The sequence below is a fragment of the Levilactobacillus tujiorum genome (assembly GCF_012641185.1).
Lineage (GTDB): Bacteria > Bacillota > Bacilli > Lactobacillales > Lactobacillaceae > Levilactobacillus > Levilactobacillus tujiorum.
This window is the reverse complement of the sequence record NZ_JAAXLK010000017.1, coordinates 13,778-36,083: the sequence shown is the minus strand read 5'-3', so window position 1 is coordinate 36,083 and position 22,306 is coordinate 13,778. Positions and strand designations below refer to the sequence as shown.

General features: G+C 49.5%; 19 protein-coding genes and 1 riboswitch. Of the genes, 1 reads left to right on the top strand and 18 read right to left on the bottom strand.

The window, feature by feature from the left end; all coding sequences use genetic code 11:
- The first annotated feature begins 142 nt into the window (after window positions 1-142).
- A complete protein-coding gene (locus tag HF569_RS08945) occupies window positions 143-1,036 on the top strand; it encodes a YitT family protein (protein WP_168902168.1) in 894 nt (297 codons plus the stop codon).
- Between the two features lie 130 nt (window positions 1,037-1,166).
- On the opposite strand, the gene HF569_RS08940 is transcribed toward HF569_RS08945, so the two are convergent.
- The 18 genes from HF569_RS08940 to dnaE form a co-directional block, all read right to left on the bottom strand.
- A complete protein-coding gene (locus HF569_RS08940; RefSeq protein ID WP_168902167.1) occupies window positions 1,167-2,429 on the bottom strand; it encodes a tetratricopeptide repeat protein in 1,263 nt (420 codons plus the stop codon).
- A 192-nt stretch (window positions 2,430-2,621) separates the two neighbouring features.
- Window positions 2,622-2,897, bottom strand: coding sequence for an HU family DNA-binding protein (locus tag HF569_RS08935; RefSeq protein WP_011667553.1), 276 nt, complete (start codon window positions 2,895-2,897; stop codon window positions 2,622-2,624).
- Between the two features lie 241 nt (window positions 2,898-3,138).
- Complete coding sequence (gene der / locus HF569_RS08930; protein ID WP_168902166.1) at window positions 3,139-4,446, bottom strand: ribosome biogenesis GTPase Der; 1,308 nt, start codon at window positions 4,444-4,446, stop codon at window positions 3,139-3,141.
- Between the two features lie 207 nt (window positions 4,447-4,653).
- The gene (gene rpsA, locus HF569_RS08925; protein ID WP_168848571.1) at window positions 4,654-5,955 is read right to left on the bottom strand and encodes a 30S ribosomal protein S1; all 1,302 of its coding nucleotides are present in this window, start codon (window positions 5,953-5,955) and stop codon (window positions 4,654-4,656) included.
- Window positions 5,956-6,033: 78 nt separating this feature from the next.
- Entirely contained in the window at window positions 6,034-6,714 is a 681-nt protein-coding gene (gene cmk, locus HF569_RS08920; protein ID WP_168848570.1) for a (d)CMP kinase, read from the bottom strand.
- A gap of 33 nt (window positions 6,715-6,747) precedes the next feature.
- Window positions 6,748-7,380 (bottom strand): LysM peptidoglycan-binding domain-containing protein, encoded by a 633-nt coding sequence (locus HF569_RS08915; RefSeq protein WP_168902165.1) that lies wholly within the window; start codon window positions 7,378-7,380, stop codon window positions 6,748-6,750.
- A 71-nt stretch (window positions 7,381-7,451) separates the two neighbouring features.
- Window positions 7,452-8,873 (bottom strand): RecQ family ATP-dependent DNA helicase, encoded by a 1,422-nt coding sequence (locus HF569_RS08910; protein ID WP_168902164.1) that lies wholly within the window; start codon window positions 8,871-8,873, stop codon window positions 7,452-7,454.
- On the bottom strand, window positions 8,866-9,897 hold the full coding sequence (locus HF569_RS08905) for a helix-turn-helix domain-containing protein (protein WP_332870971.1): 1,032 nt from the start codon (window positions 9,895-9,897) through the stop codon (window positions 8,866-8,868). Before HF569_RS08905 ends, HF569_RS08910 begins: the two co-directional genes overlap by 8 nt.
- 112 nt (window positions 9,898-10,009) lie before the next feature.
- Window positions 10,010-10,591, bottom strand: coding sequence for an ECF transporter S component (locus HF569_RS08900; RefSeq protein WP_168902162.1), 582 nt, complete (start codon window positions 10,589-10,591; stop codon window positions 10,010-10,012).
- 113 nt (window positions 10,592-10,704) lie between these two features.
- Window positions 10,705-10,822: riboswitch (FMN riboswitch) on the bottom strand.
- Between the two features lie 59 nt (window positions 10,823-10,881).
- Window positions 10,882-11,604 (bottom strand): pseudouridine synthase, encoded by a 723-nt coding sequence (locus HF569_RS08895; RefSeq protein ID WP_168902161.1) that lies wholly within the window; start codon window positions 11,602-11,604, stop codon window positions 10,882-10,884.
- A complete protein-coding gene (gene scpB, locus HF569_RS08890; protein WP_168848564.1) occupies window positions 11,605-12,213 on the bottom strand; it encodes an SMC-Scp complex subunit ScpB in 609 nt (202 codons plus the stop codon).
- A complete protein-coding gene (locus tag HF569_RS08885; RefSeq protein WP_168902160.1) occupies window positions 12,191-12,979 on the bottom strand; it encodes a segregation and condensation protein A in 789 nt (262 codons plus the stop codon). Before HF569_RS08885 ends, scpB begins: the two co-directional genes overlap by 23 nt.
- Complete coding sequence (locus tag HF569_RS08880; protein ID WP_168902159.1) at window positions 12,933-13,328, bottom strand: N-acetyltransferase; 396 nt, start codon at window positions 13,326-13,328, stop codon at window positions 12,933-12,935. The genes HF569_RS08885 and HF569_RS08880 overlap by 47 nt, the downstream gene beginning before the upstream one ends.
- Window positions 13,329-13,382: 54 nt before the next feature.
- A complete protein-coding gene (gene xerD, locus HF569_RS08875) occupies window positions 13,383-14,279 on the bottom strand; it encodes a site-specific tyrosine recombinase XerD (protein ID WP_168902158.1) in 897 nt (298 codons plus the stop codon).
- A 12-nt stretch (window positions 14,280-14,291) separates the two neighbouring features.
- Window positions 14,292-15,176 carry a CvfB family protein gene (locus HF569_RS08870; RefSeq protein ID WP_168902157.1) on the bottom strand — a complete coding sequence of 295 codons (885 nt, stop codon included), beginning with the start codon at window positions 15,174-15,176 and terminating at the stop codon, window positions 14,292-14,294.
- A 271-nt stretch (window positions 15,177-15,447) separates the two neighbouring features.
- Window positions 15,448-17,205, bottom strand: coding sequence for a pyruvate kinase (gene pyk, locus HF569_RS08865; protein WP_168868631.1), 1,758 nt, complete (start codon window positions 17,203-17,205; stop codon window positions 15,448-15,450).
- Window positions 17,206-17,983: 778 nt separating this feature from the next.
- Window positions 17,984-18,700 carry a transaldolase gene (locus HF569_RS08860; protein WP_168902156.1) on the bottom strand — a complete coding sequence of 239 codons (717 nt, stop codon included), beginning with the start codon at window positions 18,698-18,700 and terminating at the stop codon, window positions 17,984-17,986.
- Between the two features lie 95 nt (window positions 18,701-18,795).
- Window positions 18,796-22,140, bottom strand: a complete 3,345-nt coding sequence (gene dnaE / locus HF569_RS08855; protein WP_168902155.1) for a DNA polymerase III subunit alpha — start codon at window positions 22,138-22,140, stop codon at window positions 18,796-18,798.
- Window positions 22,141-22,306 lie beyond the last annotated feature (166 nt).

Genomic DNA, 22,306 nt, shown 5'->3' with positions numbered 1-22,306 from the left:
ACTCAACCGTAGAATTCTCGCCTGTTACCGTTTGCACTGTGCTATGATAGAAAGGTAAAAATTCTAAGGGTCCCCCGTTAGAACTGCTTTGATGACAGCGATCTGACCTTTAGGAAACTAATTTTGGTTAGGAGAGAACGTCATGACACAAGTTAAGGACGAGTCTATCCGGCTGATTGACCTGTTGATGATTGGTATTGGTTGTGCAACGATGGCTTTTAGTCTGGTATTCTTCAATATTGCTAACCACTTAGCAGATGGAGGTATTTCCGGGATCACGCTGATTATTCGGGCCCTATTCCACTTAGATCCGGCCTACTCAACGATCTTGATCAACGCCCCATTGCTTTTGATTGGCTACCGGTTTTTAGGCCGTCAGTCACTCATTTACACGATTTACGGCACGTTTATGCTGGCGCTATTTTTATGGATTTGGCAACGGGTTCCCTTTGCCATCGATCTTCATAAAGACTTACTGCTGGTTTCACTGGCTGCTGGGCTGACTGGTGGCCTAGGGTCAGGTCTACTCTACCGTTATGGTGGCACTACCGGTGGAACGGATATTATTGCGCGCATTATGGAAAGGTTCTACGGCGTGCCCATGGGTCAAACGCTTCTCTGGTTGGACGTCGTGATTCTGCTTATTTCACTGGTATACATTGACGTTCAGCACATGGCTTATACGCTGATTTACTCCTACGTGTTCGCCCGCCTGGTCAACTTTACTCAGGAAGGTGCCTACGCAGCTCGTGGGGTCATCATTGTCTCCGAGCATTATCAGGATATTACAAACAGTATTATGGACGAGCTTCAACGCGGGGTTAGCCTCGTGAATGGTGAAGGTGGCTTCTCCCACCAGCCACGAAAGATGATTTACGTGGTCGTAGCGCCTAGTGAGCTCCACCGCCTGCGACAAATTATTTCTCGGCACGATCCCAAAGCATTTGTGTCGATTACTAATGTGAATGAAGCGATGGGTGAAGGATTTACCTTTGCACGACCGAAAAAGAGCTTGCTGAGCAGGTTAAAACCCTAGTGAACTTTGGCAACCGCGGTCTTTGCGGTTGCTTATTTTTGTGGGAAATAAGTTAAAGTAATTATTGTGTGTTAGCTTATTAAAAAGAATGGTCGCTTAATGCCACCATTCCCTTACGCTACTTCAGTGTTTAATTGTCCTGATAACCTTCCAACATCAACGCCATATCCGCATCATCCGGTACCACCTTGAGGTACGCCGTTAGCAATTTAACCACTTGTTCGCTGGCCCCCTCTTCACGGTAGAAGTAAATGGCCGGCTTCAGGAAGTCCGGTTGATCCATGAAGAACGGTGCCGCCGCGTCATAGTATTTACGAGCCGCCGCAAAGTCCTCTTGATGATTGGCCGTCACTGCCAGATTCCAATACAACTGGGGATCAGCGTCTTCGGCCTTCACGTATGGCTTGGCCAACTGCTCATTTTCGTCCCAGCGTTCCTGCTTCACGTACAAGTTACTCAATTGGATAACCGCCGCGATGTCGTCACTGTCAAGCTCGTGACCCTTCTTCAGATACGTTTCCGCTAAGGCCTCATCGTCTAAGCGTGTCGCCACGTGAGCGGCCTGTAACCACAGTTTTTCGTTGTATTGATCCACACCTAGTCCTTCTTGCAAGGCCGTTAGTGCTTCAGCCAGACGATTCTCTTGCTCCAGGGCTTGTCCCAGGTACGGGTAAAGCGACGTGTAATGGGCATCACTTTCCTTCAACTCATTGAATAGCTTGATTGCCTCAGTCCGTTCCTTCAATTGCAGGTAAGTAAATGCCGTTTCAAACTTAACATCCGGCGTCATATCACCCGTATGAATCTGCTTCAGATAGCCAATCGCCTGTTCAAACCGTCCCGCATTGGCATAGGCCACACCCAACCGTTCCACAATATTGACCCGTGAGAGCGCCGTCGTCCCTGCCGTAATCAGGTCTAAATACAGCGGAATGGCCTTTCTAAACTCTCGCATGGTGAAGTAGAGCTCGGCCAAGGCAAACGTGATGACTGGCTCGTCAGGGGCCAATTTCTTAGCCGTTAACAGCTTCTGTTCGCTCACTTCGAAGAGTTCTTGTGTCTGATACAGGTCAGCCGCCACCATCAATGCTTCGACGTAAGCTGGCGAATCGGGACTCACTTGATTCAGATAGTCCAACGCCTCGTCATTCTTATCTTCATCAATCGCAATATCAGCTAGATTGGTGCGCAGCTCATCTTCGTCCGGATACTTTTTAAGTAATTTTTCGTAAATCCGGCGTGACTGGTTCAAGAAACCCAGCGAATACAGTTCTTCACCTAAGCTAAAGAGCGTGTCATCATCGTCATGCCGTAAAGAGAGCGCATACTGCTTCTTAAACTGATCAAGTTGCCCTTTTTCCAATTCATCAAGTGCTGTTTGTGCGTAACTCATAACCCGCCTCCAATTACCTACTATGTGCTTTAAACAATTTAGTCGTTCTGATTAAAATGCAACGTTCTCAATTATACGCAAACTCTTCAAACATGGAAACTATCCGCACTCGGCCCAGCAAAATTTGGGTAATAAAAAACCAGTTCGACAGTCGCCGACCTGGCCCTTTACCCGTTAAATAATTAATTATGATTACTTAACAGCATCCTTTAAAGCTTTACCTGGCTTGAATGCAGGTACTTTGCTTGCTGGGATTTGGATTTCTTGTCCAGTTTGTGGGTTACGGCCCTTACGAGCTGCACGTTCACGTACTTCAAAGTTACCAAAGCCGATCAATTGAACCTTTTCGCCCTTTGCTAACGTTGCTTGGACAGAATCGAATACTGCATCAACTGCAGCAGTTGCGTCCTTTTTAGTTAAACCAGTTGCAGTTGCAACGTCGCTAACCAATTGTGCTTTGTTTGCCATGTTTGAATTCACCTCCTGCAATGAAGATTAGATGAATGCCATCTAGTAGTCATTTTTGAGTGGTCCAAAAATGATGAAACAAATACGGTCAACCGCATCATTTCTTAATCAAAGATAGCACAGGAAGCCTTATATGACAAGGGATAACGCCATTTTTTAGCAATTATCCGCTATTTTTACAACTTTTATCGTGAAAAGCGGGAAAATTGGCCTTAAAGTAGGTCTAAGGCCGCGTCATTCCCTATTTCCGCGCCCGTTCAATCAGATGAATTGGCGTCCCTTCAAAATCGAAGTGTTCCCGAATCTGATTTTCCAAGAAACGTTCGTAAGAGAAATGCATCATCTTCGGATCGTTCACAAAGACCACAAAAGTTGGTGGTGCCACCGCAACCTGGGTAGCATAGTAAACCCGGAGCCGTTTTCCATTGTCTGACGGTGTTGGATTCAACGCAATAGCATCCATCACTACGTCGTTCAACGTTGCGGATTGAACCCGCTTATTGTGGTTCTCAGAGACCCGTTTGATCATCGCTGGTAATTGTTCCAGTCGCTGCCCCGTCTTCGCAGAAACGAAGATAATCGGCGCATAGCTCAAGTACTGGAACTCAAGCCGAATTAGGTTCTCGAAGTCCGTCAACGTGTGGTTGTCCTTCTTTAACGTATCCCACTTGTTGACTAGGATAATAATTCCCCGACCAGCTTCGTGAGCGTAACCAGCGACGCGCTTATCCTGTTCGCGGATACCTTCTTCAGCGTTCATGACCATGAGGACGACATCCGAATTGTCGATTGCCCGCATGGCCCGCATCACACTGTATTTTTCCGTGTTTTCATACACTTTACCACGCTTACGAATCCCGGCCGTATCAACCATGGTGAACTTCGTATCGTCAGCGGTGAACTTTGTATCAATGGCGTCACGAGTCGTACCCGCTACATCAGAAACAATGACCCGATCTTCGCCCAGGATCGCATTAACCAACGAGGACTTACCAACGTTGGGACGACCAATTAGACTAAAGCGAATCGAGTCGTCTTTAGGCGCACCAGTGTCCTCAGGGAACTCCTTGACGACAGCATCAAGCAAGTCACCGAGGCCCAGCCCATGCGCACCAGAAACGGGGTATGGATCGCCTAAGCCCAGTGAGTAGAAGTCATAGATGGACTCACGGACTTCAGAATTATCAGCTTTGTTAACGGCTAATAACACCGGCTTATTGGCCCGATATAAGATCTTGGCGACATTTTCATCCGCGTCAGTCACCCCTTCAGGTGCACTGGTAATAAAGATGATCACATCAGCTTCTTCGATCGCAATCTCGGCCTGTTGCGTAATTTGCGTAATAAACGGTTCATCACTGAGGTCAATTCCCCCAGTATCAATCATTCGAAATTCAGTACCTAACCATTCTGCACGCGTGTAAATACGATCACGCGTAACTCCTGGCGTATCTTCAACGATTGAGATTCGTTCACCGGCAATCCGGTTAAACAACGTCGATTTCCCAACATTAGGACGACCCACGATAGCAACTACTGGATAAGCCACGACAAATCCCTCCTTTTTAAATCAATTATATTTTAAAACTATTTACTAATAAACAATTATATTGCCACTAACAAATACCATAGTCTACACGACAATGGGCGGTCTGTCAAAGCTGATCGTGCTTGGCATTTTCGTGCCAGTGACAACAAAAGGGTTTGGTGCGAAACCCACAAAGTTCCGCGCCAAACCCTTCATCAACCAATTAAATTAGTTGTTTTCGTTGTCTTCCATGTCCTTCTTTAAGCTATCACCAATCAGATCGCCTAAAGAGAAACCGGTGCTTTCTTCTGGGGCGTTAGCCGTTGAAGTTTCAGCAGAGTTCCGGTTGTTACGACGACGGTTGTTGTTCCCGCCATTGTTCCGGCTCCGGTTGTTGTTGCTGTGGCTTTCGGAAGCTTCGTCACCAGATTGTGGCTTTTCTTCCAAGGCCTTGATTGACAATGCCAAACGGTGATCGTCTGGACGAACGTCTAAGACCTTAACCTTAATTTCTTGACCAACCTTCAAAACGTCAGCAGGCGTTGCGATGTGTTGGTGAGAAATTTGGGAAATGTGAACTAAGCCTTCAACGCCAGGGAACACTTCAACGAAGGCCCCAAAGCTCGTCAAACGCTTAACAGTACCGTCTAAGACGCTACCTTGTGGGGCTTTGTCTTCGATACCGTCCCAAGGTTCTGGTAAGGTTTGCTTGATGGAAAGGGAAATCCGGTCACGATCTGGATCTACAGATAAGACCTTAACCTTAACTTCTTGGCCCACCTTCAAGACATCGCTAGGTTTTTCAACCCGTTCAAAGGCGATTTCTGAAACGTGAACTAACCCATCAACGCCGCCAAGGTCAACGAATGCACCAAAGTTGGTCAAACGTGCAACCTTACCTTCGACGATATCACCGGCAGTTAACTTAGCCATGATTTCAGCCTTTTGTGCAGCGCGTTCCTTTTCAACGATTGCCCGGTGAGATAAGATCAACCGGTTTTCGCTAGGTTCGATTTCGACAATCTTGAATTCCAGGGTTTGACCCTTGAATTGAGATAAATCTTCAACGAAGTGGTCAGAGACCATGGATGCAGGAACGAATCCACGCACACCAGCGTCAACAACCAAACCACCCTTAACCACTTGGGTAACAGGGGCAGTCAACGTGTGACCTGCTTCGAATTCCTTTTGGATGTCGTCCCAAACCTTACGGGCTTCCAAACGACGTTGAGACAGTAAGTAGCTACCGCCTTCCTTGTCAGTACCAATACGAGAAATTACGACGAGGTCCAGAACGTCCCCGACTTTAATTACAGAATTAATATCATCAACTGGCTTCGTGGAAAGTTCCTTCTTTGGAACAACCCCTTCGATTCCAGTATCAGCAATACCGACGATTGCTTGTTGGTCGTCATCGATCGTTAAAACTTCACCCTTAACGACGTCACCGACTTTAACGTTATCGATGCTGTTTAAAGCATCCAATAGTTCGTTGTTTTCATTGTTTTGACTCGTGCCATTTTCACTCATGCGAATTTTTCCTCCTTGCGACAACTCTAAATACCATTTTAGCTGATTATGCTGTTAAAAGCTAGTAAAATGCCCATTTTATAGGGATTCTTTTTCTTGGATGATTTCAGCGATCCGATCCGCTACTTCTTGAATCGACATTGACGTCGTATCCAGCCGAATTGCGTCCGCTGCTTGGGTCAATGGCGAGATTTTCCGCGTTGAATCTTTGCGATCCCGTTCTTCAATCTCATGCCGCAACGTAGCCAAAGGCGTTTGAATTCCCTTAGCGGCGTTATCCTTCAACCGCCGCTGTGCACGTTCTTCCACGCTGGCCACTAAGAAGATCTTAACTTCTGCGTGTGGCAACACGGTCGACCCAATATCACGACCGTCCATGACAATTCCCCCAGCTTCAGCAATCTGCCGTTGCCGTTCCGTCAATTCTTCCCGTACGGCTAACTGTGCAGAAATCTGTGAGACCGCGTTCGTCACATCCGGTTGACGGATCGCTAACGTAACTTCCGTGTCGTCAACAAAGACTTTTTGAACGGGGGTTCCGGGTTCAAACCGGATTGTAATCTGATCTAAAAGCTGTTTGACCGCAGCCTCATCATCCAGGGCAACCCCTTCCTGTAACACTTTCCAGGTAATTGCCCGATACATTGCGCCCGTGTCACAATATATGTAGTGGAAACGTTGTGCAACAATTTTAGCGACCGTACTCTTGCCGGCCGAAGCTGGACCGTCAATGGCGACCTGCAAACCTCGTTTATCCATGAAAACCAAACTCCCTATCAATTAAATTGAAGACTATCTAACCCGTAGCTTCTGTCCAGGATGCAACGCTGCCCCTGAAGAAAGGCCATTCAATTGCAACAACTTGTCCACAGAAATTCCGGCATTCGTAGCGACCCGGTAGACACCCTGACCAGATTCAACCGTGGCATACTTTTCACCGGATGCCACACTGGAACTCGTCGAGCTGCTCGTGTGACTGCTACTGGTTGCCGCTGAACTGCTGTGGCTGGTCGTAGCCGAAGAACTGCTAGTCGTCTTAGCCGAACTAGCAGTCGTGGTTGAAGTTGTTGATTTCTTAGTGCTTGTAGAAGGAGTTGCCTTCTTTTTTGAGACCTGCTTACTTGATGATTTAGCAGTACTTTTGGCCTTTTTGGACGACGAGCTAGACGAACTAGCCGCGACCTTCTCAGTATTTTGTGGCCGGTTCACCGCACTTTGACGGGCCAGGCCATAGACCAATGAGGCTGCTGCAATCACGATGATTATCGCCACCAGAATTACTGTGACCATAGTATTACTATGATTTTGCCGCCGCATTTTCGTTCGTGACAGGTTCCCCTGATCGTCGCGATCATCGGCAAACGAAGAATCCCATGGGTGGGACTCTTGCTCTTTCGACGTTTGATCGTCACGCTTTTGACTCATCATCTAACCTCCCTGAAAAACTTTCAACCGTAATTGTACCATACCAGCTAACCGAATTCTCTAAAATCTTCTTAAAATAACCGGCGAAGTTGTGCCGTCCATCCCCCAGTCACTACGGTCGGCGCGGTTCGCGTCGTTGCCAGCAGGCCCAGCTGAGCTAAATCAACCGGTGCCCCCGCAGGCGAACAGCACTGTTCATCATGCGCTGGACTCTGCTCGTCAAAGGCCTGCAACCAGTTGTGCCGCAAGCAATGAGGTTCGCGCACATAGGCTAACATCTGGGCGAGCGCTCGATTTCGTTCCCGCTCCCGCCGTGTAAATAAATTAATCACGGCCGTCTCACTGATCCCATGACGCCGATAAAAGGCCAAGAGGGCAATCGCCGCATCCTCCTCACTGAAGGCTTGCGGTCGCGCATAATACCGCTGAATCGTGTCCGCTTCCGGCCGGTTAGCCTGTCCCAAGAACAGGGGCAATTGCTCATCCCCCGCCGCGTACAGCAGAATGGCAATGCTGGGCTTTCCGTCCCGCCCAGCGCGCCCAATTTCTTGCGCATAGCTCTCCAAGTCCGCCGGCAAGTGATAATGAATCACGTACCGCACGTCATCCTTATCAATTCCCATACCAAACGCACTGGTGGCACAAATAACATCCAACTGTCCCGCCATAAACTGCTGTTGAATCTTAAACCGGTCTTCACTGTCCAAGCCCGCATGGTAGGCCGCAACCCGTACTCCCGTATCCTGCCGCAAACCTATCGCGGTCTCTGTTGCCTGCTGCTTACTAGAAAAGTACACGACTCCCGGTCCTTGCAGCTGCCCGACTAGCTGGGTTAACCGCACCTGTTTAGCCGGTTCATCAGCCACCTGCTCAACATCGAGAAAAATATTGGGCCGGTCGACGGACTCGGCCACGATGGTCGGCGTACTTCGCAACTGCCGGGCAATCTCCTCACGCGTTGACCGACCTGCCGTCGCCGTCAACATCAGCGTCAAAGGCTGTTGCAGCTGTGTTCGAATCGCTCCCAGAAGTAAATACTCTGGGCGAAAGTCCGGTCCCCATTGAACAATACAGTGAGCTTCATCAATCACCAATAGACTCAAGTTCAATTGCTTAATCCGGTGCAACATTTGTGGCTGGGCCAACATTTCCGGCGACATGAATAAGAATTGATAGTCGGCTAGATGCTGTAAAATTTCCTGACGCTCGCTGTAACTCGTCAGTGAATTAATTGCTGCCGACCGGCGAAAGCCAGCCACTCGCATCCGGTCAACCTGATCATTCATCAACGATAATAACGGGGAAATAATCAAGACACAGCCCGCGTGACGATAACCATATAGCTGATAAATCAACGTCTTACCCGCGCCAGTGGGCAAAACGGCTAAGGTGTCCTGCCCCGCCTCCAAGGCCGACAGCGCTGCTTTTTGGCCCGAACGAAACGTTTGGAAACCAAAAACCTTTTCCAGACTGCTCTCTAACGATTCAAGCACGCTCTACACCTCGCTTATCACACCAAATCGCATACAATCGAAAATAAAAAAACGCATACCGCTCCTGTAACGCCTGCGGTAAGGCCGAATATTGCCAACTATCGATCGGACCGGCCAATGCCGTAGCGAAGGCGTGCTGAATCTCCGGTGTGAGAATCCAATCGTAAGGAAACGCCGTCACTGGCATCAAAATAGCGGCCTCCAGGAGATGCTCTCGCGCCGTACTTGGCTTGATTCTCCGCGCCGTTGCAATTTGTTCCAGGCTGCGGCCACGTCCCACGGCAGCTAATGTCTGCTGGGCACTACGCGAAACCGGCGATTGCCAGGTTGATTGTAGCAGGGATCTCAGGGGGTGATTCTGGTCCTGAGCATCCTGTGCAATCTGCATGAGGCCGTCCAATTGCATTAAATAAATCTCCCACGGCGTCCGTTGATACTTCCTAGCCAGCTGATCCACCGTCTGGCCCGGCTGCTGATAACCCGTAAACAGCGCCGTGACCACTTCAGCAACCATTTCTGGTAACTGCTCAAGTGCCGTTTTCAGCGAAACGAACAAGTGTCCTGGCAGGCTTTGACCCTTAGCCTGATGAAACCAACGACGAACTGCCTGACGCGTTGCTAGATCCGTTGCCAGCGGGTAATAGCGTTTCGTCTCATGCGCATACTGGCTCGTGACCTGCACCGCCAGTAAGATTCGTTGACGAGCCGCCATTAGATCTAAGCGCGTCCACGTGTCACGCGTCTGGGGCTGATAATAGGCCTGCGTCGCCTGTTGCTCACCCTTCGGCGTCAACCGCACCTGGTCCGGCGTCTCTCCGGTAACGATTAGACCTTGCTGTAGTAACGCCTGTGCCGGTAGATCTAGCGCCCCCCGTGACATCTTCTTGGCTAAGCCTAACAAATAAAGCAAGCGATACCGTTGGCCCCAGTAGAGCGTTGAGACCGTTTTTCTCTCCCGCAGCAGGTTTTCAATCACCCGCAGGCGCCGAAACTGCTGTGAGTCTAATAGGACTAATAGATCCACCGCTTCCAATGTCAGGCCCCTCTCTCACTTTTAGTCTCTTCCTAGTTTACCATACGAAAAAGGACTGACCAGTCGGCAGTCCTTGATTTCATACAATTTAGTATTTTAACCCTTATGACAGCGTATGCTTACGTAGCCAGGGCGCCATGCGGCGATTAAGCAAAATGAACAAGACGCCTAGGACGCCCCCCTTAATCAGGTTAAACGGAATAACCCCAAATAAGATCAGCTGATTAACTGGCAAGCCCAGTGACATTCCCCAGACCTTCAAGTAAAGGGGCGTAATGACCCACCAGTTAGCGAGTGACAACACCAAAGTTAAGCTCAGTGTACCGACGATTACCGCCACCACTTGGCGCTTAACCGTCCACTTATGCCGCCGCAGAACTGCACTAATTGGCAGGACCAAGGCCAGATCCGCGATGAACGCCGTTAGGACGCCAATAAAGTTGACGATATCCAAGCCAGTTGTGACAAAATACAGCAGTTCCTTAATCGCCGCAATCGTGATTGCACCCGCGGGACCAAAGACACCCAAGCCTAATAACACCACCAGATCACTGAGATCCAGCTTCATATACGGCACGATGGGGATAATTGGAATTGACACAAACATTAAGACGTATGCCACGCCAGCAAACAAGGCCATTTCGACCATTGCCCGCACACTTAATCCCTTCTGACTATTTTCCATGAAACCAATTCCTCCTTGCGGCCATCTCAGTGACGCGCCCCACTAAAAAAGGCCTCGCCACAGAAGAGCAAGACCTTGGATTCACGTCAAATTAAGCTACGCAAAAAGCAACGTCTCATCTTCTGCATACCAGACTATACTGTCGGTTTCGGAGTTCCACCGAATCAACCGCTCACGCGGGTCGCGGACTTTACCGCCGGTCGGGAATTACACCCTGCCCTGAAGATGAACCATAAATTTTATAACACCTTAAATGTACTAAATGTCCCAACGCCTGTCAATCATTTGCCTTAGGCGAGGCCCGTTTGCCGGCGCAGTTCTTTGACTTCTTCTGGCTTCAAGTGGCGCGCATCACCAGGTTGTAGTCCCTTAAGGGTCAAGAACCCATATTCCTCACGCTTCAACTTTTCCACCGGATAGCCAACGGCCGCCAGCATCTTCTTCACTTGGTGATTCTTACCCTCATGAATCGTTAACGAGACGATGGCAATCTTTTTCTGATCATCACTACTCAGTAACTTCGCCTTGGCTGGCGCATACTTCACGTCATCAACGGTGAGTCCCTGACGCAACTGCCGTAAAGCATCGTTCGTGGGAATCCCTGTGACCCGGGCCACGTAGGTCTTCTCCACTTCATACTTAGGGTGAGTCAACCGGTTAGCCAACTCCCCATCATTAGTCAACAATAGTAGACCAGACGTGTCGTAGTCTAACCGCCCGACTGGATAGATCCGTTGTGGGACATTTTCGATCAGATCGACAACGGTCTGCCGGCCCTTATCGTCGTTGGCGGTTGAAATGACCCCGCGTGGCTTGTACAACATCACATAAACGGGAGCCTCACTGGTAATTGGGACCCCATCTACTAAAATCTTATCGTGGACGCCTACCTTGGTCCCCAACTCAGTCACCACGCTACCATTGACTTTGACGCGACCGCTCATAATTAATTTTTCTGATTGTCGCCGTGACGCCACACCATCGTGTGCTAATACTTTTTGTAATCGTTCCATTTATGCTTCATCTCCCGGTTCATCTGACTGGTTCAACTGCTGATTAAAGGCTTGTAAGAATAGGTCGCCACCGTCGCCATCACTTTGATCACTCGGATTAGCCGCGGCTGGCAGTGGTGGTAAGTCCGTCAACTGCTTAAGGCCAAAGTAGTCTAAAAAGTAGTCACTCGTCCGGTACAACTTAGGCCGGCCTGGTTCGTCTAACCGACCGGCATCTTCAACCAATCGCCGCAAGACTAGCTTCTGCACTGTCGAGGCACTCTGGACACCCCGAATTTCATCGACCTCAATTCGTGTAATCGGCTGACGATAGGCAATGATGGCCAACACCTCTAGTGAGGCCGGTGACAGACTCGTACTCAACGGATTCTCAAAGTACCGCTTAATCAGCTCACTAGCCGCTTCCTTCGTTACCAACCGGTACGTCGTGTCATTGACCATTAGTTCCAGCGCCGAGTCCTGGTCCGCCGTGTATTTCTGGGCGAGACGTTCCAGAGTCGCTAAAACGGCGGGGCGTAACAGCCCCGTCGCTGCGGCCAAATCAGCAACCGTAATGCCCTCGTCGCCACTCACGAATAATAAACTTTCAATCTGTGCTAGAGGTGACATTCGTCGCATACCGCCCTTTCAATCTTAAGAAATTAACTTGTAATGGTACGAGTCGATTAACCTGTTGTAGGGCCACCTGACGCTGCCGGGCGAGCTCTAAGACGGCCAAAAACGTCGTCACAATCTCCGCCAGTACCGGGGTCTGTCCCACCAAGTGTTCAAAGCTCACTGGGCCGTGGCTATGTTCCAAGCGTGTGAGCACCACGTACATCTGATCCTTAATCGTAAAGTGTTCAGGATGAATACTCTGCGTGACGGGCTTGGCCACCATCGCGCGGTGGACCAACTTGGCCAGCGCCGCCTGCAAGTCTGCCGTCTCAATTCCCGGAGCTACCGTTAAGGCCACGGAATCGGGAACGGCCATCGCCGGACGCGTGAAGTGTTGCTGGCGGGCTTGCGCACGAGCCTTCAACACCTGGGCTGCTTGCTTATACCGTTGATACTCCAACAGCTGATTCACGAGATCTTCCCGCGGATCACCCCGGTCTTCATCTTCGCTAGGTTCTAACGTCTGCGGCTTGGGCAACAACAATTTCGCCTTAATCGCCATCAAATTGGCGGCCATGACGAAATACTCGCCCGCAACATCTAACCGGAGCGTCTGCATTTGATGCAAGTAATCCAGATATTGCGCGGTGATCGTGGCAATCGGAATGTCGTAAATATCCATTTCGTTCGTTTTAATTAAATGTAATAGTAAATCCAACGGGCCTTCAAAATCACTGACCTGAATCAGTAATTGCCCGTTTGCTGTGGCTTTGTCCATGGTGATACTCCCATTTTGCAATAATCTTGGCCGTGGACAGGGTGCCCATCAGCCGCTTGGTTGGCAGCGTCGTCGCTAATTGGTCCAACAACTGCCACGTGTTTTCAGTAAGATCTTTATCTGGCATTAGTGTCACCAGCCGGACAATGAGGTAATCCCCCTGAATCTGGGTCCCCACTGCACCTGCAAAGTCATCGTGGTCATCTTTCCATAGGTACAGTGTACGATCGTCGCCATCCTGATACCAGGCCAACTCACGCTGCAACCGATCCCAGTCCTTAAAACTGGGCATCAAGCTCAGCAGGCCCATCGCGATCTTCTGATAATCACTACGATATTTCAGTAACATACTCTGCCTCCGTTAAATCGTCTTCACACTTTACCACATTTCACCACATAAATACTAGGCTCGTGGGTGATATTGATCATAAACTGAGACTAACCGTTTCTTTGAAATGTGCGTGTAAATCTGCGTCGTCGTGATATCTGCATGCCCTAGTAATTCTTGCACTACCCGTAAGTCTGCCCCATTTTCTAAAATATGAGTCGCAAACGAGTGGCGGAGGGTATGCGGCGTCACATCCTTTTGGATATCTGCCAACGCGACGTAATGCTTAATCTTTTGCCAAATGGCCTGCCGGGATAACCCACCACCATGAGCATTTAGGAAAAGGTAGGGGCTGGTCCGTTGCTTAAGTAGCACCGGTCGACTCTTAGCGAGATAGCGATTAATCCAATCCGTCGCAACATCACCAATCGGAACAATCCGCTCCTTGTCACCTTTCCCGAGGGTCTGAATCAACCCCATCTCCAGATGAAGGTCCGCTAACTTAAGGTGCACGAGTTCACTAACCCGTAGTCCCGTCGCGTACATCACCTCAAGAATCGCGCGATCCCGGAGACCGTACTTGGTAGCCGTATCTGGGGTCGCCAACAGTCGATCGACTTCCGCAACGGTCAGCACCGCGGGTAAGTGCTCGGCATGCTTAGGCGCCGCAATATTAGCCATCGGATTGTCCGTCAGCTGGTGCGTCTGGACCAAATACCGATAAAACTTGCGCAAAGCCGAAACCGCATGAATCACTGAATTTCGCGATTTGCCGGCAGCGGTCAGCGTACTGAGGTAAGTCATCACGGTGAGGCGATCGACCTGAAGAAAACTAGATTGCGATTGCGTCGTTAAATAAGCCGCAAAATTATGCAGTTCCTGAACGTAGCTCGTGACCGAATTTTTAGCAAGGCCCTGTTCTACCGTTAGGTAATGGGCAAAATCCATGGTTTGATCCTCTAACTCGGTCATGACTAGTCCCCCTTAGTCTTCTTTTGACTGATCTTCAGCCGTGACCAACCACAGCTGACCGTCGTGTTGGGTAATCTTCCGGGCTTTCAGCAGATGACCAATAGCTCGTTTAAATTGACCCTTACTAATTCCAAAGTAAGCCTTGATGGCCGCTGGGGCACTCTTATCGCTAAAGTCCAAGTGACCATCTTCACTGTGTTCTAACGCAGCTAAGAGCATCGCGGCATCATCATCAATCGCTTCATAAGTCCGGGGCCGCAACGATAGGTTAAGCGTCCCATCATCATGCACCCCAATGACCCGGGCGTGCAGTTCTTCACCCAGACGCGGTTCCGTTTCACGCTCTGAGGGATGAATAAACCCTAATTCGTAATGATCCGTCATGACCCGGGTGCCCACTAGCTTCAGCTGGTAAGCGCGCGCAACGACGTTTGAATTCTGGAGGATCTTCTTAGCGGGCTGTGCAATGGCTGCATAGATATCCCCATCAGCCAGCACACCCCAGAGGCGATGCTTGTTATCCTCGCGCAGGGCAATCATCAGGCGATCCCCTTGCTGTGGCCAGAGTTCCATCATGGCTGGTAGGTCATCCAATGACACGACAATATCCTTGTTGGGCAAGCCAATATCTACGAACACCCCTAACGTCCGCTGTGAGCGAACGACCGTTCCAAACCCATAATGGTCAACCTGCACCTGGGGGGCGTCACGAGTAATTTGCATGTCATGGTCTTCGTTTTCGTAGGCAAATCCCTTAAAGTTCGACCCGAGCTTTAGTGGCTTCTTAATCTCTGCTTTGTCCAACCGAAAAGTCGTTCCAGCTACCTGGACAAAATAATCATGTTCATTTTCATCGGTCACTTTTCCCGCGATGATGCGGCCTAATAATTCTTCCATAATCTCCTCAATTCTACTGGTTACCCAGTCTACCGTTCAAAAGTGTCTAGTTCTTATTTTACACGGAAACCGTCCAACTAGCGAGGCTTATTATGACAAATTTACTGATATCCTGCCGATCGCTAATGGCCGCCATTCCATTTATCCTAGCTCACCGCGTTTCGCACCAACTTGAGCAAATAATTCGCCAGATTGGTCATTTCACGCTTAAACACAGCAAAAAACGGACCCCCGACAGAGGGTCCGTTTTTCATAACAGGTTTATCTCTTATTAAAGCGCGTTGGAAGCACCGTGGTAAACGATACCGCGACGTGAGTCAACAGTGATCAATTCGCCATCGGAGATCTTGTCGCTGGCACCAGTAGCGCCAACGATAACAGGAATCCCCATGGAAATTCCAACAACTGCAGCATGAGAAGTTAAACCACCGTTTTCAACGATAACGGCACTTGACTTTTCAATAGCTGGCAAGTAGTCCTTGTCGGTGTTCTTGGCAATCAAGATACCACCTTCAACGACCTTAGCATTTGCGTCAGCAGCGGAGTTAGCGATAACGGCCTTGCCGATTACCGTGTCATCACCGACACCTTGGCCTTGTACTAACTTTGAACCGATCAATTGGATCTTCATCAAGTTAGTCGTACCGCGTTCGCCAACGGGAACACCGGCAGTGATCAAGATCAAGTCGCCTTCCTTGGCCAAACCAGTTTCAACGGCCTTGGCAGCAGCTAAATCAAACATTGCGTCAGTGTTAGCAGGCTTTTCGGTAACGATTGGGTAAACACCCCAGTTAACCATCAAGCCACGACGAGTACGATCGTCAAAGGTAACAGCTAAGATATCAGCATTTGGCCGGTACTTAGAAATCATCTTGGCAGTGTAGCCGGATTCCGTAGCAGCAACGATGGTCTTAACGCCCAATTCGTTAGCAACACGGGCAACGGAAGCACCGATGGATTCAGTAACGTCACCGTTATCGAAGTCCAAGTTGTCACGGCCAAATTCTGCCAAAGCATTTTCAGCCTTGATGTCGATCCGGTTCATAGTTGCAACGGATTCTACAGGGTATTCACCGTTAGCACTTTCACCAGAAAGCATGGTTGCATCAGTACCATCAAAGACGGCGTTGGCAACGTCAGAAGCTTCGGCACGCGTAGGACGTGGGTTTTCTTGCATGGAGTCCAACATTTGGGTAGCGGTGATAACTGGCTTACCTAAGATGTTGCACTTCTTGATCAAAGCTTTTTGTACCAAAGGCACGTTTTCCGTAGGAATTTCGACACCCATGTCACCACGAGCGACCATCAAACCATCGGAAACCTTGATGATGTCATCAAAGTTGTTGATACCTTCTTGAGATTCGATCTTAGGGAAGATTTGAACGTGTTCCATGTGCTTTTCTTCGAGAAGTTCACGGATGTCCATGACATCTTGTGGCTTCCGAACGAATGAAGCAGCGATGAAGTTGATTTCGTGGTCCAAACCAAAACGAATATCATCGGAGTCCTTTTCAGTGATCCCTGGTAAGTTGATGGAAACGCCAGGAGCGTTAACACCCTTACGAGAACCTAAGACACCATCGTTTTGAACCTTAACAACTAATTCCTTAGTTGCATCGTCCTTCTTTTCAACGACAGTATCTAATAAACCATCATCGAATAAGACGTGGCCGCCTTCGTGGACATCATCGTATAAACCAGGGTAGGTCACAGCGATCTTGTCCTTGGTACCTTCGAGTGATGCATCCATGGAGATCCGGAATACGTCGCCGGTGTGGAAGTCAAGCTTGCCACCCTTTTCAACAGTCGTCCGAATTTCGGCACCCTTAGTATCTAACATGATACCAACGGTCTTACCAGTAATCTTTTCAGCCTTGTGGACCTTTTCCAAACGGTCTAAGTGTTCTTCATGGTCACCGTGTGAAAAGTTGAACCGGAAGATGTTGGCGCCAGATTCGATTAACTTAACAATCGTATCAACGTCAGTACTTGCAGGACCAAGGGTACTTACGATCTTGGTTTTCTTCATTAGAAAAATCTCTCCTTTAGAATTGGCCGAAGCAAGCGGCTAATTTCTGTAAAAATTGGCGCGCTAAAAGTTTCGGCTCAAATTTGATTCCAAAATTATTCTATCACTTTTAAAAATTTATGTCTGCTATGTTTATCAATTTTTCGCCGCTTTGTACACAATTTCTCAAAGTAAGCGGTTTCCCCGATATTACAACGCTGGAAACGCACGGAAAACTCGTCGTTTCATAACTTTTTAGTTATTACAAAAATAATTCCGCCCTTTTTAAAAATTTAAACGTCCGCCAAACTTTTTAATCAACTTGTCCAAAAAATCAAGAAGACTGCTACTGGATTTTAATCTCACGCCAATAGCAGTCCTCACAAATTTTTAACTAAAGATTAACCACACAAAACTGATTGTCAAAGCTCGCATAGTCAGGATAACGTTCTAAATCAGTCACCTGCGGCTGGCAGAGATTCCGCCTGCTGCCTTCCTTTTGAATGACAGAACGACTAACCATATTGGTTCACCATCATTTAACCAATGAGGATTGCTAACTCCCACCTAGCCGAGAGTGAGCCAAATTTGAGCTCAGCCGTGGGATTTACCAAGTGGGTTCTCTTGGTAAATGGCGGCTTTGAGACGTGATCCTCGGCTCAAAGCGAGGTTCGAGACCGCTCTATGGCTCGAGTCGTCCCCCCACAGCGCTCCAGCTCAAATTTGGCGAACGGTAAGGCGGCAGGAAGCATCCAATGTTGCCTACTTTTTAAGCATTGAAGTGCGAACCGACACCCACTTATTCCTCAACTGGAATCGTAAAGCCAAGTTCAGCAATATCTTGGTCAAAGGTCTTCACCGTATCGACGGAGACCTGGAAAGCATCCTTACCGAATTTATCGAGCTTATTCAAGATCTTGGGTGGCACGGTGATAATATCACAGCCCGTCTCATCAGCCTGAACCACGTTGATTGATTCCCGGGTGCTGGCCCACAACAGCTCAACATTTGTCTTAGCATGGCAGAGCGCTGCCGACTGTTTCATCAATGGCAATGGATCAACGCCGGTATCTGCAACCCGGCCGGCAAAGACGGAGACGATGCCGCCCGTTTTAGGATTCAATGCGTCTACGGCCAACTTAACTTCTGACAGCGTGGTAATCGCCGTCACGTTAACCTGTACCCCCGCATCGGACAAGGCCGTAATTACAGCCGTATTGTCATCCCCGCTGGCCCGAATAATCGGCACCTTCACGGCAACATGCTCACCTAACCCCGCTAAAACCTTGGCCTCTGCCAGCATGCGTTCAGGGGTATTACCAAAAACTTCAAAACTAATCGACTGATCCGGAAAAGTCGTAACGGCCTCCCGTGCGAAAGCCAAGTAATCCGTGATCCCAGCGGCCTTCATCAAGCTGGGGTTCGTCGTGAAGCCCTCAACTAAGCCCTTAGCAGCAACGGCTTTCATATCATCCAACTGGGCCCCATCAGAATACACCTTAACGTTTAGTTTCATTAAAAAATACCTCCAACGTAATATATCTCGTTCATTGGTATACATAATACAGAACTTGATATAAATAGTCCAGAGGTATTTTTCGTTAAATTGGTCTATCCATTTTTAAAAACGACATTGCCCGCACCCATTAGCCGTTCCAATACCGCCTTTAGCGCTGGATCAGCACGTAGCCATTGGGTCTTAGGTAAGAGCCGTTTCTGATCGTTTTGCGGTTGATAAACAATCACCGGCGTCGAGCCCACATTAGCCGTGAGTACCTGAGCCAGTTGCTGAGCCACCGGTCGCTGATCATGTTCACGGTCAACGCGAATGAACCAACGGGGGCCATTCGTCGCTGATGCCGTAGCCGGTTGTAATTTCTCTGCCAAATCAAGTTGGTCCGCCACGATCTGCAGCCCCCGCTGCTGTTCCACCTTGCCGCGAACGACGATGACTTGATCCGTCTTCAACCATTCGCTAGCCCGACGGTATTGATTAGGGAAGATCGTGATGCTCACATCAGCCGTCTCATCGCTCCCCGTGAGGAAGGCCATCGGCTCCCCACGTTTGGTTCGAATCGTCCGAATTCGGGTGACATACACCACGACCGTTACCCGTTCATTCACGGTGAGGTCACTGATGGTCACGGCATGCAGCCGCGTGATCAACGCCTGATACTGGGCTACGGGATGCCCCGACAAGTATGCCCCTAACACCGCTTCTTCTTGCGTCAGCTTGGTCATCAAATCAAAATCCGGCTTATGGGCCACCTTGGGCGCCAAAGCCGCAAACAGTTCCACGTTATCACCCGAGAGCTCCACACTACTGAGAAACTCCGGTAACGCAGCGATGAGTTCCGCGCGGTTATATCCGAAGTGATCAAACGCCCCGGCATAGACTAAGGCATTTAAAAGATCCGCCTTACGATATTTAGGATCAATCCGCTGCAAGAACTGATGGAGATCTTGATAAGGGCCATGTTCATGCCGATCTGCCAATAAGTCGCGTAAGAAATCACGCCGTACCCCTTTGATGGAACTCAATCCAAAGATAATGGCGCCGTCGCGCAGGTTAAAGTAAGCCGACGATCGGTTAATGTCCGGAGGCAGGATGGTTACCCCGTGCCGCTTGGCTTCCGTCAAATAGAGCTTGGTCTTTACGGGGACGTTGATAACCGAGTTCAGCAGGGCCGCATAAAACGGTCCCGGATAATGGGCCTTCAAGTACGCTAGCTGAAAGGCGAGTTTGCTGTACGCAACGGCATGTGACCGGTTAAACCCATAGTTGGCAAACCGATCCATATAGGCAAAGACTTGTTCCGCGGTCTGCACTGAGTAACCTAGCTGCTGCGCCCCCGTCACGAACTTCTTCTGCATCGCATCCATGGTCTGCTTTTTCTTCTTACTCATTGCCCGCCGTAGTAAGTCGGCTTCACCTAAGGTAAATCCACCCATCGTGCTGGCTACCTGCATGACTTGCTCTTGGTAGACCAGGACGCCGTACGTGGGCCCCAAAATAGGTTTAAGCGTTTCGGCAGCGTAGGTCACCTGCTCCTTGCCCTCTTTACGCTTAATAAAGGTGTCGATATTTTCCATTGGTCCCGGTCGGTATAACGCGTTGACTGCTGCCACCAACTCAAAACTATCTGGACGGAGTTGCCGCAATACCCGCTTGATTCCCGCGGATTCAAATTGAAAGACCCCGTTGGTTTCACCCTGCGCAAATAACTGCAAGGTTTCGGCATCATTCAGGTCAATCGCGTTAATCGCTAACTTCTGACCCGTCTGCTTCTTGACCAGCGCCAAGGCATTGGCCAGGATGCTCAGGTTACGTAACCCTAAGAAGTCCATCTTCAACAGACCAACTGCTTCAACTGTGTCCTTAGGGTACTGGGTCATCAAGAGATCACCGGCTCCGGGTTGCAGGGGTACCAGATCTGTTAGGTTGCCCTGGCTCAACACAATACCGGCCGCATGGGTCGAATAGTTACGTGGCAATCCTTCAAGCTTGCAGGCTGTCTCGTAAAGCAACTTATTCAGCTTGCTATCGGCCACCAAATTTCGTAACTTTTGCGACTGCTGATAGGCCGCCGCCAACGTCACGTGAAGTTGATTAGGAATGGCAGCGCTCCAATCGCTCATTTGATACGGCGCCATCCCCAGAACCCGACCAACGTCTCGTAAAGCGGCCTTAGCGGCTAACGTCCCAAACGTGATAATCTGGGCGACTCGGGAATGACCATACTTGTCGTGAACGTACTGTAGAACTTGTTCCCGCTTATCATCCGGAATATCCAAGTCGATATCCGGCATCTGCGCTCGCTCTTCATTCAAGAACCGTTCAAACAACAGGTTGTAGGCCAACGGGTCAACCTCAGTAATTGCTAAGACATATGCCACTAAAGATCCCGCCGCAGACCCCCGGCCTGGCCCCGTTTGAATGTGGGCCCGGTGAGCAAAATTCATGACATCCCAGACGATCAGGAAGTAATCGTCAAAGCCCATCCGGTGAATGACACCTAATTCGCGCTCTAAGCGCTGCTGGTAGGGTTGGCTATCCGTGATTCCGTTAGCCGTCAAGCGGGCCTTAAGCCCCGCCACACAAAGCTGACGAAGGTAATCTTGCGAAGGCTGCTGCTTAGGGGTTGGAAATTGCGGCAATTGCGGTTGCTGAAATTTCAGCGTCACATCGCAGGCCGCCGCCAACTGATCGGTACCCGTGACGGCCGCGGTCAAGCCGGCACGTTTAAAGCGCGCCACCTGCTCAGCTGCCGGCCGCAACCAGTGCGTTCCCAGCTTGGCTTGCTCGGCCGGTAAGTCTTCAATCACGACCCCCGCTTCAATTGCCCGCAACACCGTTACCGCAAAGTGGTCTTCCCGATTGAGATACTCAACCGGTTCCAGTCCTACTAGGGGAACCTGGGTCGTCGCCTGCAACTGCTGAAGACGTTGCTGGACTTCCACCGTTAATTCGGGACTGATGCCTAATGCCACTCGTTCGGGCAACCACTGTTGAAATTGCTGTAAAACACGGGTTGCCGCCGCAACATCTTCGATCCCCAGTAGCTGATGAATCTCACTATCTAAGGGGACCACCAACTCAAGATGAGTCAAATTGGCCACCTGTTGAGCCAAGTCGACTGGCGCTGCTGCCACCTGATAGGCGGTCGACAGCTGCATCAACTGCTGATAACCGGTAAAATCGCGGGCGAGGAAAATTAAGTCCGTCGCTTGCGTTGCGTCCGTCACGTTTTGAGTCGTTAGTGTTAGGCCTAATAAGGGCTTAATTCCCGCCTGACGACAGGCATTATAGAAGGCCACGACGCCATACATCACATTTTTATCCGTCAGCGCTAGCGTCGTATAGCCACGCTCCTTAGCCGTTTGGACCAATTCAGGAATCCGATTGGTGCTTTGCAATAGACTGTAAGTGCTCATGACCTGCAATGGAACAAACATCCCGTCCTCCCCTTTCTTCGTACTTAATTATGGCTATTATACCAGAAAAAAACGCGGAATTCGCCAAAGCAAACAAACGTTCTCTATCTTTAAATCTGGCCTTCCATTACGCTAACCTGTATCACGTAAAAAGGACCGGGTCCCCCTTAATCAAGAGAGTCCCTAG

Coding starts and splice junctions, on each gene's coding strand:
- HF569_RS08945 (WP_168902168.1), top strand. CDS start 143: ATGACACAAGTTAAGGACGAGTCTATCCGGCTGATTGACCTGTTGATG.
- HF569_RS08940 (WP_168902167.1), bottom strand. CDS start 2,429: ATGAGTTACGCACAAACAGCACTTGATGAATTGGAAAAAGGGCAACTT.
- HF569_RS08935 (WP_011667553.1), bottom strand. CDS start 2,897: ATGGCAAACAAAGCACAATTGGTTAGCGACGTTGCAACTGCAACTGGT.
- rpsA (WP_168848571.1), bottom strand. CDS start 5,955: ATGAGTGAAAATGGCACGAGTCAAAACAATGAAAACAACGAACTATTG.
- cmk (WP_168848570.1), bottom strand. CDS start 6,714: ATGGATAAACGAGGTTTGCAGGTCGCCATTGACGGTCCAGCTTCGGCC.
- HF569_RS08915 (WP_168902165.1), bottom strand. CDS start 7,380: ATGAGTCAAAAGCGTGACGATCAAACGTCGAAAGAGCAAGAGTCCCAC.
- HF569_RS08900 (WP_168902162.1), bottom strand. CDS start 10,591: ATGGAAAATAGTCAGAAGGGATTAAGTGTGCGGGCAATGGTCGAAATG.
- HF569_RS08895 (WP_168902161.1), bottom strand. CDS start 11,604: ATGGAACGATTACAAAAAGTATTAGCACACGATGGTGTGGCGTCACGG.
- scpB (WP_168848564.1), bottom strand. CDS start 12,213: ATGTCACCTCTAGCACAGATTGAAAGTTTATTATTCGTGAGTGGCGAC.
- HF569_RS08885 (WP_168902160.1), bottom strand. CDS start 12,979: ATGGACAAAGCCACAGCAAACGGGCAATTACTGATTCAGGTCAGTGAT.
- HF569_RS08880 (WP_168902159.1), bottom strand. CDS start 13,328: ATGTTACTGAAATATCGTAGTGATTATCAGAAGATCGCGATGGGCCTG.
- xerD (WP_168902158.1), bottom strand. CDS start 14,279: ATGACCGAGTTAGAGGATCAAACCATGGATTTTGCCCATTACCTAACG.
- HF569_RS08870 (WP_168902157.1), bottom strand. CDS start 15,176: ATGGAAGAATTATTAGGCCGCATCATCGCGGGAAAAGTGACCGATGAA.
- pyk (WP_168868631.1), bottom strand. CDS start 17,205: ATGAAGAAAACCAAGATCGTAAGTACCCTTGGTCCTGCAAGTACTGAC.
- HF569_RS08860 (WP_168902156.1), bottom strand. CDS start 18,700: ATGAAACTAAACGTTAAGGTGTATTCTGATGGGGCCCAGTTGGATGAT.
- dnaE (WP_168902155.1), bottom strand. CDS start 22,140: ATGTTTGTTCCATTGCAGGTCATGAGCACTTACAGTCTATTGCAAAGC.